The organism is Pseudomonas putida, from assembly GCF_030159595.1.
In the GTDB taxonomy this organism is placed as follows: domain Bacteria; phylum Pseudomonadota; class Gammaproteobacteria; order Pseudomonadales; family Pseudomonadaceae; genus Aquipseudomonas; species Aquipseudomonas putida_AC.
The window spans coordinates 1-16,222 of sequence record NZ_BSKJ01000012.1 but is presented as its reverse complement, the minus strand read 5'-3'; the positions used below and the strand labels follow the sequence as shown (position 1 = coordinate 16,222).

The 16,222-nt window shown below is 57.6% G+C and carries 12 protein-coding genes and 4 tRNA genes; all 16 read right to left on the bottom strand.

Going from position 1 to position 16,222, the window contains the following annotated elements:
* Nucleotides 1-147: 147 nt before the first annotated feature.
* Nucleotides 148-4,347: a DNA-directed RNA polymerase subunit beta' gene (rpoC, locus tag QQL85_RS22630; protein ID WP_284356811.1), complete on the bottom strand. Its 4,200-nt coding sequence runs from the start codon at nt 4,345-4,347 to the stop codon at nt 148-150.
* Nucleotides 4,348-4,411: 64 nt separating this feature from the next.
* Complete coding sequence (rpoB, locus tag QQL85_RS22625) at nt 4,412-8,485, bottom strand: DNA-directed RNA polymerase subunit beta (RefSeq protein WP_284356812.1); 4,074 nt, start codon at nt 8,483-8,485, stop codon at nt 4,412-4,414.
* Nucleotides 8,486-8,705: 220 nt separating this feature from the next.
* Nucleotides 8,706-9,071 carry a 50S ribosomal protein L7/L12 gene (rplL, locus tag QQL85_RS22620; protein WP_003255496.1) on the bottom strand — a complete coding sequence of 122 codons (366 nt, stop codon included), beginning with the start codon at nt 9,069-9,071 and terminating at the stop codon, nt 8,706-8,708.
* Nucleotides 9,072-9,148: 77 nt separating this feature from the next.
* A complete protein-coding gene (gene rplJ, locus QQL85_RS22615) occupies nt 9,149-9,649 on the bottom strand; it encodes a 50S ribosomal protein L10 (RefSeq protein ID WP_003255497.1) in 501 nt (166 codons plus the stop codon).
* A 197-nt stretch (nt 9,650-9,846) separates the two neighbouring features.
* A complete protein-coding gene (gene rplA / locus QQL85_RS22610; RefSeq protein WP_016392127.1) occupies nt 9,847-10,542 on the bottom strand; it encodes a 50S ribosomal protein L1 in 696 nt (231 codons plus the stop codon).
* Nucleotides 10,542-10,973, bottom strand: coding sequence for a 50S ribosomal protein L11 (gene rplK, locus QQL85_RS22605; RefSeq protein ID WP_003255500.1), 432 nt, complete (start codon nt 10,971-10,973; stop codon nt 10,542-10,544). The genes rplA and rplK overlap by 1 nt, the downstream gene beginning before the upstream one ends.
* Nucleotides 10,974-11,092: 119 nt before the next feature.
* A complete protein-coding gene (gene nusG / locus QQL85_RS22600; RefSeq protein WP_003255501.1) occupies nt 11,093-11,626 on the bottom strand; it encodes a transcription termination/antitermination protein NusG in 534 nt (177 codons plus the stop codon).
* A 9-nt stretch (nt 11,627-11,635) separates the two neighbouring features.
* Complete coding sequence (gene secE / locus QQL85_RS22595; RefSeq protein ID WP_009681243.1) at nt 11,636-12,004, bottom strand: preprotein translocase subunit SecE; 369 nt, start codon at nt 12,002-12,004, stop codon at nt 11,636-11,638.
* A 44-nt stretch (nt 12,005-12,048) separates the two neighbouring features.
* A tRNA-Trp gene (locus QQL85_RS22590) sits at nt 12,049-12,124 on the bottom strand.
* Nucleotides 12,125-12,178: 54 nt separating this feature from the next.
* Nucleotides 12,179-13,372: an elongation factor Tu gene (gene tuf, locus QQL85_RS22585; protein WP_003255489.1), complete on the bottom strand. Its 1,194-nt coding sequence runs from the start codon at nt 13,370-13,372 to the stop codon at nt 12,179-12,181.
* 78 nt (nt 13,373-13,450) lie between these two features.
* A tRNA-Thr gene (locus tag QQL85_RS22580) sits at nt 13,451-13,526 on the bottom strand.
* Nucleotides 13,527-13,555: 29 nt separating this feature from the next.
* Nucleotides 13,556-13,629: transfer RNA gene (locus QQL85_RS22575), tRNA-Gly, on the bottom strand.
* A gap of 23 nt (nt 13,630-13,652) precedes the next feature.
* A tRNA-Tyr gene (locus tag QQL85_RS22570) sits at nt 13,653-13,736 on the bottom strand.
* A 152-nt stretch (nt 13,737-13,888) separates the two neighbouring features.
* On the bottom strand, nt 13,889-14,314 hold the full coding sequence (locus QQL85_RS22565; protein ID WP_284356813.1) for a hypothetical protein: 426 nt from the start codon (nt 14,312-14,314) through the stop codon (nt 13,889-13,891).
* Between the two features lie 7 nt (nt 14,315-14,321).
* A complete protein-coding gene (locus QQL85_RS22560) occupies nt 14,322-15,071 on the bottom strand; it encodes a pantothenate kinase (RefSeq protein ID WP_284356814.1) in 750 nt (249 codons plus the stop codon).
* Nucleotides 15,061-16,020: a bifunctional biotin--[acetyl-CoA-carboxylase] ligase/biotin operon repressor BirA gene (birA, locus tag QQL85_RS22555; RefSeq protein WP_284356815.1), complete on the bottom strand. Its 960-nt coding sequence runs from the start codon at nt 16,018-16,020 to the stop codon at nt 15,061-15,063. Before birA ends, QQL85_RS22560 begins: the two co-directional genes overlap by 11 nt.
* Nucleotides 16,021-16,222: the final 202 nt, after the last annotated feature.

Here is a 16,222-nt window from a genome sequence, read left to right as displayed (position 1 = left end):
CGGAGCCTCACCAAATTTAAGGGTACAAAAGTCTACGGAGGATCTTGCACCCAGTCAAGACAAGGCCCCGGCCCTCCTCGCCCGATCATCGGCAACATTTCATGTCGCCGATGGCCGCTCGAGGGTTGCCGGGGCCCTGCCCTGTACTTAGTTACCGCTGGAATTCAGCGCTTCGGTCAGTGCGGCTTCCACCTCACTGGCACTTACGCGCAGCGGTTTGTCGGCATCACGGCGACGCTTGCGCTCGCTGTGGTAAGCCAGACCGGTACCGGCCGGGATCAGACGACCCACGACCACGTTCTCTTTCAGGCCGCGCAGGTAGTCGCGCTTGCCAGTTACCGCCGCCTCGGTCAACACGCGAGTGGTTTCCTGGAAGGAAGCCGCGGAGATGAACGATTCGGTCGACAACGACGCCTTGGTGATACCCAGCAGTACACGCGTGAACTTCGAGATGAACTTGTCCTCACCGGCGAGACGCTCGTTCTCGACCAGTACATGAGTCAGTTCCATCTGGTCGCCCTTGATGAAGCTGGAATCGCCCGACTCGGAGATCTCGACCTTGCGCAGCATCTGACGCAGGATGGTCTCGATGTGCTTGTCGTTGATCTTAACGCCTTGCAGACGGTAAACGTCCTGAATCTCGTTGACGATGTACTTCGCCAGCGCGCTCACACCCAGCAGACGCAGGATGTCGTGCGGATCGCTCGGGCCGTCGGAGATAACTTCGCCGCGGTTTACCTGCTCACCTTCGAAGACGTTCAGATGACGCCACTTCGGAATCAGCTCTTCGTACGGATCGCTACCGTCGGTCGGAGTGATGACCAGACGACGCTTGCCCTTGGTCTCTTTACCGAACGCGATGGTGCCGCTGACTTCAGCCAGAATCGAGGCTTCTTTCGGACGACGCGCTTCGAACAGGTCGGCAACGCGCGGCAGACCACCGGTGATGTCACGGGTTTTCGACGTTTCTTGCGGGATACGCGCGATAACGTCACCAACACCGATCTGGGCACCGTCAGCCACGCCGACGAGGGCGTTGGCCGGCAGGAAGTACTGAGCAGGTACGTCGGTACCTGGCAGGTACAGGTCCTTGCCAGCGGCATCAACCATCTTGATTGCCGGACGGATTTCCTTGCCAGCGGCAGGGCGATCCTTGACGTCCAGTACTTCAATGTTGGTCAGGCCGGTCAGCTCGTCGGTCTGGCGCTTGATGGTGATGTTTTCTTCCATGCCCACGAAGGTCACGGTACCTTTCAGCTCGGTAACGATCGGGTGGGTGTGCGGGTCCCACTTGGCGACGATGGCGCCAGCTTCGACCTTCTCACCTTCCTTGACCGAAATCACCGCACCGTAAGGCAGCTTGTAACGCTCACGCTCACGACCGAACTCGTCGGCAATGGCCAGCTCGCCAGAACGCGAAACAGCAACCAGGTTGCCATCAGCGCGCACGACCTGCTTCAGGTTGTGCAGACGTACCATACCGCCGTTCTTCACCTGGACGCTGTCGGCAGCCGAAGTACGGCTTGCAGCACCACCGATGTGGAACGTACGCATGGTCAGCTGGGTACCCGGTTCACCGATCGACTGTGCAGCGATAACGCCGACAGCTTCACCGATGTTCACCTGGTGACCGCGCGCCAGGTCACGACCGTAGCACTTGGCGCAGATGCCGTAGCGGGTTTCGCAGTTGATCGGCGAACGCACGATCACTTCGTCGATGCTGTTCAGCTCGATGAACTCGACCCACTGCTCGTCGACCAGGGTACCGGCCGGAACGATGACGTCCTCGGTGCCTGGCTTGAACACGTCGCGGGCGATGACACGACCCAGTACACGCTCACCCAGCGGCTCTACAACGTCACCGCCTTCAATGTGCGGAGTCATCAACAAGCCATGGTCGGTACCGCAATCGATCTCGGTTACAACCAAGTCTTGCGCAACGTCTACCAGACGACGGGTCAGGTAACCGGAGTTCGCAGTCTTCAACGCGGTATCCGCCAGACCTTTACGAGCACCGTGAGTCGAGATGAAGTACTGGAGTACGCTCAGACCTTCACGGAAGTTCGCAGTGATCGGCGTCTCGATGATCGAGCCGTCCGGCTTGGCCATCAGGCCACGCATACCGGCCAGCTGACGGATCTGGGCTGCGGAACCCCGCGCACCGGAGTCAGCCATCATGTACATCGAGTTGAAGGATTCTTGCTCGACTTCCTTGCCTTCGCGGTCGATGACCTTCTCTTTCGAGAGGTTAGCCATCATCGCTTTGGACACTTCGTCGTTCGCCTTCGACCACAAGTCGATGACCTTGTTGTACTTCTCGCCCTGGGTTACCAGGCCGGAGGCGTACTGGCTTTCGATTTCCTTCACTTCATCGGTAGCGCTGTTGATGATGCGCGCTTTCTCATCAGGGATGACAAAGTCGTTCACACCAATGGACACGCCAGAGATGGTGGAGTAAGCAAAACCGGTGTACATCAGCTGGTCAGCGAAGATAACGGTCTCTTTCAGACCAACCACGCGGTAGCACTGGTTGATCAGCTTGGAGATCGCCTTCTTCTTCATCGGCTGGTTGACCACGTCGTACGGCAGGCCTGCCGGTACAACCTGGAACAGCAGCGCGCGGCCGACAGTGGTGTCGACAATACGGGTGTTCTTGGTAACGCTGCCGTCGCGGTCTTTCACGGTTTCGTTGATACGAACCTTGATTTTCGCGTGCAGGGCAGCTTCGCCGGCGCGGAATACGCGGTCGACTTCCTGCAGGTCGGCAAACACCCGACCTTCGCCCTTGGCGTTGATGGCTTCACGGGTCATGTAGTACAGACCCAGAACCACGTCCTGCGACGGAACGATGATTGGCTCACCGTTCGCTGGCGACAGGATGTTGTTGGTCGACATCATCAGCGCGCGCGCTTCGAGCTGGGCTTCCAGCGTCAGCGGCACGTGAACGGCCATCTGGTCACCGTCGAAGTCGGCGTTGTACGCGGCGCAGACCAGTGGATGCAGCTGGATAGCCTTACCTTCGATCAGAACCGGTTCAAAGGCCTGGATACCCAGACGGTGCAGGGTTGGTGCACGGTTGAGCAGCACGGGGTGTTCGCGAATCACTTCAGCGAGAACGTCCCACACCTCTGGCAGTTCGCGCTCGACCATCTTCTTGGCAGCCTTGATGGTGGTCGCCAGACCACGCATTTCCAGCTTGCCGAAAATGAACGGCTTGAACAGCTCGAGAGCCATCTTCTTCGGCAGACCGCACTGGTGCAGACGCAGGGTCGGGCCTACGGTAATTACCGAACGGCCAGAGTAGTCCACACGCTTACCGAGCAAGTTCTGACGGAAGCGACCTTGCTTACCTTTGATCATGTCGGCCAGGGACTTCAGCGGACGCTTGTTCGAGCCAGTGATGGCGCGACCGCGACGGCCGTTGTCCAGCAGGGCGTCGACCGCTTCCTGCAGCATGCGCTTTTCGTTGCGCACGATGATGTCTGGCGCCGACAGATCCAGCAGGCGCTTGAGACGGTTGTTACGGTTGATCACCCGACGATACAGGTCGTTCAGGTCGGAGGTCGCGAAGCGGCCGCCATCCAGCGGAACCAGCGGACGCAGGTCCGGCGGCAGCACTGGCAGGACGGTCAGGACCATCCACTCAGGCAGGTTGCCCGAGCCCTGGAAAGCCTCCATCAGCTTCAGGCGCTTGGACAGCTTCTTGATCTTGGTTTCCGAGTTGGTCTGCGGAATCTCTTCGCGCAGGCGGCCGATCTCGTGCTCCAGGTCGATAGCGTGCAGCAGTTCGCGGACAGCCTCGGCACCCATGCGTGCGTCGAAGTCATCACCGAACTCTTCCAGCGCTTCGAAGTACTGCTCGTCGTTCAGCAGCTGGCCCTTTTCCAGGGTGGTCATGCCTGGGTCGATAACGACATAGCTCTCGAAGTAGAGAACGCGTTCGATATCACGCAGGGTCATGTCCATCAGCAGGCCGATACGGGACGGCAGCGACTTCAGGAACCAGATGTGGGCAACCGGCGAGGCCAGTTCGATGTGCGCCATGCGCTCACGACGAACCTTGGCCAGGGCAACTTCAACGCCACACTTCTCGCAGATTACGCCGCGGTGCTTGAGGCGCTTGTACTTACCGCACAGGCACTCGTAGTCCTTGACTGGGCCAAAGATCTTGGCGCAGAACAGGCCGTCACGCTCAGGCTTGAACGTACGGTAGTTGATGGTTTCCGGCTTCTTAACTTCACCGAACGACCACGAACGGATCATTTCAGGCGACGCCAGACCGATGCGGATGGCGTCGAACTCTTCGACTTGACCCTGGTTTTTCAGCAAATTCAGTAGGTCTTTCAAGGCCTTTCCTCCTGGCGGAGCAGGGAGCGGGCATTACCTGCCCCACTCCCCTTCGCGTCACGTGTTATTCGGTTTCCAGATCGATATCGATACCGAGCGAACGGATCTCTTTGATCAACACGTTGAAGGACTCGGGCATGCCCGGCTCCATACGGTGATCGCCATCCACGATGTTCTTGTACATCTTGGTACGGCCGTTCACGTCGTCCGACTTCACTGTGAGCATTTCTTGCAGGGTGTATGCCGCGCCGTATGCTTCCAGCGCCCACACTTCCATCTCCCCGAAACGCTGACCACCGAACTGCGCCTTACCACCCAGCGGCTGCTGGGTAACCAGGCTGTAGGAACCAGTGGAACGCGCATGCATCTTGTCGTCCACCAAGTGGTTCAGCTTGAGCATGTACATGTAACCAACGGTCACAGGACGCTCGAACTTGTTGCCGGTACGGCCATCGAACAGCACCATCTGGCCGCTTTCTGGCAGGTCGGCCAGCTTCAGCATGGCCTTGATCTCGCGCTCTTTGGCACCATCGAAGACCGGAGTAGCCATTGGCACGCCTTTCTTCAGGTTGTGAGCCAGAGCGAGGATCTCTGCGTCGGTGAACTCTTCGAGGTTTTCCTGACGACCACCGATCTCGTTGTAGACCTCGGTCAGGAACACGCGCAGTTCAGCGGCTTTACGCTGCTCTTCGAGCATGCGGTCGATCTTCTCGCCCAAGCCCTTGGCCGCCAGGCCCAGGTGGGTTTCGAGGATCTGACCAACGTTCATACGCGAAGGTACGCCCAACGGGTTCAGTACGACGTCGACCGGAGTACCGTTGGCATCGTGCGGCATGTCTTCAACCGGCATGATGACCGAGACAACACCCTTGTTACCGTGACGACCGGCCATCTTGTCACCCGGCTGGATGCGACGGCGGATGGCCAGGTAGACCTTGACGATCTTCAGTACGCCCGGTGCCAGGTCATCGCCCTGCTGCAGCTTGCGTTTCTTGTCTTCGAACTTGTCGTCCAGCAGACGGCGACGGTCGACGATGTACTGCTGAGCCTTTTCCAGCTGCTCGTTCAGTGCATCTTCAGCCATGCGCAGCTTGAACCACTGGCCGTGCTCCAGACCGTCCAGCACTTCGTCAGTGATCTCGGTGCCTTTCTTCAGGCCCGCGCCACCGTCGACCACCTGGCCGTTCAGGGCAGAACGCAGACGCTCGAAGGTTGCACCTTCGACGATGCGGAACTCTTCGTTGAGGTCCTTGCGGATCTCGTCCAGTTGCATCTTCTCGATGGCCAGGGCGCGGCTGTCGCGCTCTACGCCATCACGGGTGAAGACCTGTACGTCGATGACAGTACCCTTGGTGCCGGTTGGCACGCGCAGGGAGGTGTCTTTAACGTCGCTGGCTTTCTCACCGAAGATTGCGCGCAGCAGTTTTTCTTCCGGAGTCAGCTGGGTTTCGCCTTTTGGCGTGACCTTGCCGACCAGGATGTCACCAGCGCCAACTTCAGCACCCACATAGACGATACCGGCTTCGTCCAGCTTGTTCAGTGCGGCTTCACCCACGTTCGGGATGTCCGCAGTGATTTCCTCTGGGCCAAGCTTGGTGTCACGCGCCACACAGGTCAGTTCCTGGATGTGGATGGTGGTGAAACGGTCTTCCTGAACCACACGCTCGGACAGGCAGATGGAGTCTTCGAAGTTGAAGCCGTTCCACGCCATGAACGCGATGCGCATGTTCTGACCCAGCGCCAGTTCACCCATGTCGGTGGACGGGCCGTCGGCCATGATGTCGCTACGCTGAACCTTGTCACCCTTGCTCACCAGCGGACGCTGGTTGATGCAGGTGTTCTGGTTCGAACGGGTGTACTTGGTCAGGTTGTAGATATCTACACCTGCTTCGCCGGTTTCCACTTCGTCGTCGTTAACGCGAACAACGATACGGCTGGCGTCGACCGAGTCGATCACGCCACCGCGGCGAGCAACCACGCAGACACCGGAGTCACGCGCAACGTTGCGCTCCATGCCAGTACCCACCAGCGGCTTGTCAGCACGCAGGGTTGGTACAGCTTGGCGCTGCATGTTCGAACCCATCAAGGCACGGTTGGCGTCGTCGTGCTCAAGGAACGGAATCAGCGAGGCAGCAACGGAAACAACCTGCTTCGGCGAAACGTCCATCAGGGTGACGTCTTCCGGCGCCTTGACGGTGAATTCGTTCAGGTGACGAACAGCTACCAGCTCATCGATCAGCTGCTTCTTCTCGTTCATCGCGGCCGAAGCCTGAGCGATGACGTGATCCGCTTCTTCGATTGCCGACAGGAACACGATGTCGTCGCTGACAACGCCTTCCTTCACCACGCGGTACGGGCTTTCCAGGAAGCCGTACTGGTTGGTGCGGGCATAGGCTGCCAGGGAGTTGATCAGACCGATGTTCGGACCTTCAGGGGTCTCGATCGGGCACACACGGCCGTAGTGGGTCGGGTGTACGTCTCGGACTTCGAAGCCAGCACGCTCACGGGTCAGACCGCCCGGGCCGAGTGCAGAGACGCGGCGCTTGTGGGTGATCTCGGAGAGCGGGTTGTTCTGGTCCATGAACTGGGACAGCTGGCTGGAACCGAAGAACTCTTTCACCGCCGCCGCAACCGGCTTGGCGTTGATCAGGTCTTGCGGCATCAAGCCTTCGCTTTCCGCCATGGACAGGCGTTCCTTGACCGCGCGCTCAACACGCACCAGGCCAACGCGGAACTGGTTTTCGGCCATCTCGCCGACGCAACGTACGCGACGGTTACCCAGGTGGTCGATGTCGTCGACGATGCCTTTGCCGTTACGGATATCGACCAGGGTCTTCAGAACCTCGACGATGTCTTCCTTGCTCAGCACGCCCGAACCTTCGATCTCGGTACGACCGATGCGACGGTTGAACTTCATGCGGCCGACGGCGGACAGATCGTAACGCTCGGCGCTGAAGAACAGGTTGTTGAACAGGGTCTCGGCAGCATCCTTGGTTGGCGGCTCGCCTGGACGCATCATGCGGTAGATCTCGACCAGGGCTTCCAGCTGGTTGCTGGTGGTGTCGATCTTCAGGGTATCGGAGATGAACGGACCGCAGTCGATGTCGTTGGTGTACAGGGTCTCGATACGGACAACCTGCGCCTTGGCGACCTTGATCAGCAGTTCGGTGGTCATCTCGGTGTTGCATTCGGCGAGGATCTCACCGGTAGCCGGATGCACGATAGCCTTGGCGGTGGTGCGGCCCAGGACGTATTCCATAGGAACGTCCAGCTGCTTGACGCCGGCCTTCTCGAGCTGGTTGATGTGGCGCGCAGTGATACGGCGGCCTTGCTCGACGATGACTTTGCCGGTTTCGTCATGGATGTCCATGACTGCAACTTCACCACGCAGACGCTGCGGCACCAGTTCCAGGCTGAGTTTTTCGCCGGAAATGTGGAAGACGTTGGTGGTGTAGAAGGTGTTCAACACTTCTTCAGTGCTGTAACCCAGGGCACGCAGCAGCACCGAGGCCGGCAGTTTGCGGCGACGGTCGATACGCACGAACACGCAGTCCTTCGGGTCGAACTCGAAGTCCAGCCAGGAACCGCGGTAAGGGATGATGCGAGCGGAGTACAGCAGCTTGCCGGAGCTGTGAGTCTTGCCACGGTCGTGGTCGAAGAACACACCAGGCGAACGGTGCAGCTGGGAAACGATCACACGCTCGGTACCGTTGATAACGAAGGTACCGTTCTCAGTCATCAGGGGGATTTCACCCATGTAGACTTCTTGCTCTTTGATGTCCTTGATCGCTTTGTTCGACGATTCCTTGTCGAAGATGATCAGGCGCACCTTGACCCGCAGTGGGACCGCGAAGGTCACGCCACGCAGGACACATTCCTTCACATCGAAGGCGGGTTCGCCCAGGCGATAGCCTACATACTCCAGGGCAGCATTGCCGGAGTAGCTGATGATCGGGAATACCGATTTGAAGGCCGCGTGCAGGCCGACGTCGCGGAAGTGATCCTTGGATGCTCCCGCTTGCAGGAATTCGCGATACGAATCCAGCTGGATGGCCAGGAGGTAAGGCACATCCATGACGTCCGGCAACTTGCTAAAGTCCTTGCGGATACGTTTTTTCTCAGTGTATGAGTAAGCCATCAGCGTTCCCCAGCTTGGTCACCTGCTTGTTTGGCTTCTCCCGGCGGGAGCAGCCAGAAAATCGTGCAAACCCCTTGGTTTGCGCCACCCACATGGGTGTCTTGCAGCTTGTTATCGGGGCCGGCCTGACCGGCCACCAATAACGGAAAAAGGCCGGTGGCATAAGCCACCAGCCATCAGCCTTTCGCTCAACGCTCAGGCTGGCATCGCAAGGTCGAGATTACTTCAGCTCGACTTTAGCGCCTGCTTCTTCCAGCTTCTTCTTAGCGTCTTCAGCGGCTTCTTTCGAAACGCCTTCAGCTACAACCTGAGGAGCGCCATCGACTTTCTCTTTGGCTTCTTTCAGGCCCAGACCGGTCAGCTCGCGAACGGCTTTGATCACGTTCACTTTCTTGTCGCCGGCTTCAACCAGAACAACGTTGAACTCGGTCTGCTCTTCAACAACGGCAGCAGCAGCAGCTGGGCCAGCAGCGGCAACAGCAGCGGTAACGCCGAAGGTTTCTTCCATTGCTTTGATCAGCTCAACAACTTCCAGAACGGTTTTCTGGCCGATTGCTTCGATGATTTGTTCGTTAGTCAGAGACATGACTTAAATCCTGTATTGGGGTGACAGCCTACGCAGCCATCAAATTAAACGTATGATTTTGAAAGAGTTCGCGTGCCTTAGGCAGCGGTAGCTTCTTTCTGGTCGCGAATGGCTGCCAGAGTACGAGCCAGCTTGCTGGTGGCGCCTTGAATAACGCTCATCAGTCGTGCAATAGCTTCGTCGCGGGTCGGCAGGGTAGCCAACACGTCGATCTGGTTCGCTGCAATGAAATTGCCGTCAAACGCAGCTGCCTTGATCTCGAACTTGTCCTGACCCTTGGCGAACTCTTTGAACAGACGGGCAGCAGCGCCCGGGTGTTCGTTGGAGAAAGCAATCAGGGTCGGGCCTTTGAACGCGTCGTTGAGGATCGAAAATTCGGTGCCTTCAACAGCGCGCTTGAGCAGGGTGTTACGTACGACACGTACATAAACGCCAGCTTCGCGGGCCTCTTTACGGAGTCCGGTCATTGCGCTTACAGTCACACCACGGGCATCAGCCACGACAGCGGACAGAGCGACTTTGGCAGCCTCGTTGACTTCAGCGACGATGGCCTTCTTGTCTTCGAGTTTAATTGCCACGGGTTTACTCCTGGTTTTTACCGTTTCATCTGGCCGAAGCCGGATGTCGTTTTGGTGTCTGATTCGGTAACGAATCGGGAGCACCATCTGCGTGGGCTGGTGTTTTAAGGCTTGCGCCGCCTACGGTCTTGGATAGCCCCCGCCAGGCAGGGACCCCAATTTTTGCTGGCGGTGCGACGGATCGCACCGCCATGTTCTTACACGTTCAGCGAGCTCTGATCGATGACCAGACCTGGGCCCATGGTGGTGCTCAGGGTAACGCGCTTGACGTAGATACCTTTCGAAGAAGCTGGTTTGATACGCTTCAGATCAGCGATCAGGGCCTCAACGTTTTCCTTCAGCTTGCCAGCTTCAAAGCCGACCTTGCCAACGGAGGTGTGAATGATACCGTTTTTGTCGGTACGGTAGCGAACCTGACCAGCCTTGGCGTTTTTCACGGCAGTGGCTACGTCCGGGCTAACGGTACCAACTTTCGGGTTAGGCATCAGGCCGCGAGGACCCAGAACCTGACCCAGCTGACCTACAACGCGCATGGCATCAGGCGATGCGATGACGACGTCGTAGTTCAGGTCGCCGGCTTTCATTTCGGCAGCCAGATCGTCCATACCTACGCGGTCAGCGCCGGCAGCCAGAGCGGCCTCAGCGGCTGGACCCTGGGTGAAGACAGCAACGCGAACGGTCTTGCCAGTGCCGTGTGGCAGCACAGTAGCGCTACGGACGACCTGGTCGGATTTACGCGGGTCAACACCGAGGTTAACGGCGATGTCGTAGGACTCGACGAACTTGGCAGCAGGCAGCGAGGCCAGCAGAGTTGCCGCTTCTTCGAAGTTGTAGGCCTTGCCTGCTTCGATTTTCTCGGCGATTGCCTTTTGGCGTTTGGTCAGCTTAGCCATTACACACCCTCCACGTTCAGGCCCATGCTGCGGGCAGAGCCAGCGATGGTGCGTACAGCAGCGTCCAGGTCAGCGGCAGTCAGATCAGCCTGTTTAGCTTTGGCGATATCTTCCAGCTGAGCACGGGTAACGGTACCGACTTTAACGGTGTTCGGGCGAGCCGAACCACTGGTCAGGCCAGCAGCTTTCTTCAGCAGAACCGAGGCAGGAGTGCTCTTGGTCTCGAAAGTGAAGCTACGGTCACTGTAAACAGTGATGATCACTGGAGTCGGCAGACCGGCTTCTTGACCCTGAGTACGGGCGTTGAAGGCCTTGCAGAATTCCATGATGTTCACACCGTGTTGGCCCAGTGCTGGACCAACGGGTGGGCTTGGGTTGGCCTGGCCGGCCTTAACTTGCAGCTTGATGTAAGCCTGAATCTTCTTAGCCATGAGCTACTCCAAAATCGGGTACGAACGCCTACTGGCTCCCCGGATGACTTGCGTTTTATCCCAGTGACGACAAAACCCCGCAACACACAGGGCTGCGGGGTTTGGGATGCTTCGTCCGCCTAGACCTTTTCGACCTGGCTGAACTCGAGCTCTACCGGAGTAGAGCGACCGAAAATGAGCACTGCAACCTGCAGACGGCTCTTTTCGTAGTTAACCTCTTCGACACTACCATTGAAGTCAGCGAACGGACCATCAATGACTCGAACCACTTCACCTGGCTCGAACAGCGTCTTCGGCTTCGGCTTGTCGCTACCGTCGGCAACGCGACGCAGGATAGCCTCGGCCTCTTTATCAGTGATAGGTGCAGGCTTGTCTGCAGTACCACCAATAAAGCCCATAACACGAGGGGTATCCTTGACCAAGTGCCAAGTCCCTTCGTTCATCTCCATCTGGACCAAAACATAGCCAGGGAAGAATTTGCGCTCACTCTTGCGCTTCTGGCCATTGCGCATTTCGACGACTTCTTCGGTCGGGACCAGGATCTCGCCGAAACCGTCTTCCATGCCAGCCAGTTTGACGCGCTCGATCAGAGAACGCATTACATGCTTCTCGTAACCCGAGTAAGCATGCACAACATACCAACGCTTAGCCACGGGACACCTTTAGCCAACGATCAGGGAGACCGCCCAGCCGAGCAGGGAATCAAGACCCCACAGCAGCAGTGCCATAACCAGCACGACAGCCACGACAATCAGCGTGGTCTGGGTGGTTTCCTGGCGGGTCGGCCACACGACTTTACGAATCTCGGCACGAGCTTCCTTCGCCAGCGTAAAGAACGACTTACCCTTGGCAGTCTGCAGAGCTACGAAGCCCGCGACAGCAGCCAGAACAAGAAGTGCGAGAACGCGGTACAGGATCGGAGAGGCGGAGTAATATTGATTACCCACAACACCAACAACCACCAAAGCCACTACAGCCAGCCACTTGAACAGATCAAAACGCGATTCTTGGGCTTCAGTTTTGGGGGTCATCGAGGAGGATCCTGTAAGAAGAAAGCCATCACACCGAGGTGAAATGGCAGGTCAGGAGGGAATCGAACCCCCAACCTACGGTTTTGGAGACCGTCGCTCTGCCAATTGAGCTACTGACCTGTAACGCTGTATCAGGCCGGCCATTATACCGGCCTGATCAAGTAAATCAACTACTTATTCAATAATTTTTGCTACGACGCCGGCGCCGACGGTACGACCGCCCTCACGGATAGCGAAGCGCAGACCGTCTTCCATTGCGATGGTCTTGATCAGGGTAACAGTCATCTGAATGTTGTCACCTGGCATTACCATTTCAACGCCTTCCGGCAGTTCGCAGTTACCGGTCACGTCAGTGGTACGGAAGTAGAACTGAGGACGGTAGCCTTTGAAGAACGGAGTGTGACGACCGCCTTCTTCTTTCGACAGAACGTAGACTTCTGCAGTGAACTTGGTGTGCGGCTTGACCGAACCTGGCTTGACCAGAACCTGGCCACGCTCAACGTCGTCACGCTTGGTACCACGCAGCAGGACGCCGCAGTTCTCGCCAGCACGACCTTCGTCCAGCAGCTTGCGGAACATCTCAACACCGGTGCAGGTGGTGGTGGTGGTGTCACGCAGACCAACGATTTCCAGCGGATCCTGAACGCGGACGATACCACGCTCGATACGACCGGTAACAACGGTACCACGACCCGAGATCGAGAATACGTCTTCGATCGGCATCAGGAACGGCTGGTCAATGGCACGAACTGGCTCAGGAATGTAGCTGTCCAGAGTCTCTACCAGCTTCTTGACAGCGGTAGTGCCCATTTCGTTGTCGTCTTTGCCTTCCAGGGCCATACGAGCGGAACCGATGATGATCGGAGTGTCGTCGCCTGGGAAGTCATAGGTGGACAGCAGGTCGCGAACTTCCATCTCGACCAGTTCCAGCAGCTCAGCGTCGTCTACCAGGTCAGCCTTGTTCAGGAAGACCACGATGTACGGAACGCCTACCTGACGGGACAGCAGGATGTGCTCACGGGTTTGCGGCATCGGACCATCGGCGGCCGAGCAAACCAGGATCGCGCCGTCCATCTGGGCAGCACCGGTGATCATGTTCTTCACGTAGTCAGCGTGACCTGGACAGTCAACGTGAGCGTAGTGACGAATGGTCGAGTTGTACTCAACGTGAGCGGTGTTGATGGTGATACCGCGCGCTTTTTCTTCCGGAGCCGAGTCGATCTTGTCGAACTCAACGATCGCCGAACCGAAAACTTCGGAGCAAACGCGAGTCAGAGCTGCGGTCAGAGTGGTCTTACCGTGGTCAACGTGGCCGATAGTGCCGACGTTAACGTGGGGAAGGGAACGATCAAACTTTTCCTTAGCCATCGATACAATCCTCCGCAGAAGAAATAGTCTTGCGCTGATAAAACAAAGGCAGATATTTTCATATCTGCCTTGTTTATATGGAGCTCTTGAGCGGATTTGAACCGCTGACCTCACCCTTACCAAGGGTGTGCTCTACCAACTGAGCTACAAGAGCGAAACACTTTTTGCAAAATCCTGCAAACTTGGAGCGGGTAGCGGGAATCGAACCCGCATCATCAGCTTGGAAGGCTGAGGTTCTACCACTAAACTATACCCGCGGAGCTTGCGGCTCTCGCTAAACTGGTGGAGGGAGAAGGATTCGAACCTTCGAAGCTCTCGCAACGGATTTACAGTCCGTCCCCTTTGGCCGCTCGGGAATCCCTCCAGATGTGGCCGGCATTCTATTTGTCTGCCGCCCTAGTGTCAAGCGCTTTTTCAAATTTTTTCAATCAAATCTGAAACTTAGCTGCTTTGACACCGCCTCCAGCTCTACCACCTGAGTGGTGTTCCCTGTGAAGCGGGCGCCATTCTATCAAGCTATTCGCCAGTTGCAATACCCTGGCAGAAAATAATTTTATGTTTTAAGTCTTTGAAATCATTGGAAAGAGCGGCGAGCACCGTTTGGTCCAGCAAACGCTCGCTTTCCGGTGCAACCTTGAGCCAGCGACCATCGGCTCCAGGCAACTGCCCCACCACCGGCAAGGTGGCAATATCAAGGCTTAGCAGGCGCTGACGCAGTGCGTCCAGCTGATCCTGCCCCATCACACCACCAACCACCAGGCACTCGTCGCGACGCTTCGGTGGCGCCGACACCCCTGCTTCACGCAACAGACGGATTTCTTGCTGATTCCCCTTGTACAATGACAACGGGGCGACTTCCTTGACCTTCAGCGGGGCTTCCTGCTGGTGCCACACGTAATAGAAGACGTTGAGCACCAGTAACAGCAGAAACAACCAACGCATAGGCACCTCAATCCAATGGGCAGGCCATGGCCAGGCCAACGAAAACCAGGTCAGGCACGACACGCGCCTGCGGCACGGCCTCCCTTACCAGCGGCGCATCGCCCCCGGTGAGGAACACCGAAAATTCGTCACCCCACAGCGCACGCGCCTGATCAAGCTGGGTGCGCGCAAAACCCTGGAGCATCAATACACAACCGCGCTCGACCGCTTCAACGGTAGAGCGGCCTGGTGACAGACTGTTCAATGCGCGCTCGGCGGAAGCATCGTCATAGCGGATACGCCGGGTGTGAGTGCGTAGCTGACTACGCATCAATGGCATGCCTGGGCAGATGTACCCCCCCAAGTGCTCACCGTCTGCGGCAACGAAGTCCGCTTTTGCTGCAGTACCCAGGTCAATCACCACGCATGCGCCCTTGGCCAGGTGAAATGCCCCCAGCGCAGCCAGCCAACGGTCCATACCCAGACGCTGATAGTCGTCGTAGCCGTTGCGCACGCCCGCCATTTCCTGTGCCGGGTGCGCAACACGCGCCTGAACGGCAAACGCTTGGGCAATCAACGCACAAAGCGCGTCGGTTTCTTCCTCGCTGCGCACGCTGACAATACGGCAACCCGTAAGTCGCACTGAGGGCAGCACTGCCACTTCAGCCAGCAGCGCCTGATCGGAATCGACAATCCCACCACCTTCAATTACAGCATCAGCAGCATGGATTACCCGCCACTTGATGAAGCTGTTACCGCAATCGAGCTCAAGAATCATCACGCAACCTCAAACTGAGCTCACCACCACTGAAGCTCTTTTCCACTCCATCCACCTCTAGGCGCAAGCCGCCTTGCCCGTCGACGCCGAGAACCACACCATCTATACGCGTAGTGCCCGCAACCAGCGAAACACTACGCCCCTGCCAGAGGTGCGCCTGCTCCCATTCCTCCTGGAATGCTGCAAAACCATAGCGACGATGGCGCGCCAATTCATGCTGCAACTGCTGACTGAGCGACGCCACCAGGTGGTTGCGATCGATTGTCGCACCCAGCTCACGCTGCATCGAGGTCCACACCTGATCGACCTGGTCGTTAACCTGCATGTTCACATTGATGCCGACACCTAGCACCACATGGCAGACATCGGCCGGATCACCCACCAACTCCAGGAGAATGCCGGTGATCTTCTGCCCGCGAACCAGCACATCGTTAGGCCATTTGAGCCCCACATCTTTTACGCCGAACGCCTGCAGGGTACGCATTACGGCCAACCCCACCACCAAACTCAAACCTTCGAGCTGGCGCATGCCGCCATCCACACGCAGTACAAGGCTGTAATAGAGGTTTTCGGCGAATGGGCTCACCCACTGGCGCCCACGCCGACCACGACCGGCGCTTTGCCGCTCGGCCAGCACAATAAAGGGTGCCAACTGCCCTTGACTGGCAAGCCGCAAGCCTTCGGCATTGGTCGAATCGATGGTTTCGTGGATGAACACCGGCCATTGCTCGCCTTCGGCATACCCGGCGATGGCCTGCGCCTCAAGCAAAGCCAGTGGTGCCGCCAGCTGATAGCCACGCCCACGAACCTTGTGAATGGTGAGGTTCAGTTCACTCTCCAGGTGCTGCAGCTGCTTCCAAACGGCGCTGCGACTTACCCCGAGGGTCGCCCCCAGGGCTTCTCCGGAATGGAACCGACCATCCTTGAGGAGATTCAACAACTTCAGCATGCCAGTCTCGACTTGGAATAAGGCAGGCATGATAGCCATGGGCTGTTGGCTTGCATAGGAAAAGGGACTGTAGAAGCGGCCTTGCGTCGCGATCCCTTTAGAAGGCCGAAAATTTTCCGACCCATAAAGACAAAACCCCTACCTGCATGCGCAGATAGGGGTTTTGCGAAATGAATCTTGACGATGACCTACTCTCACATGG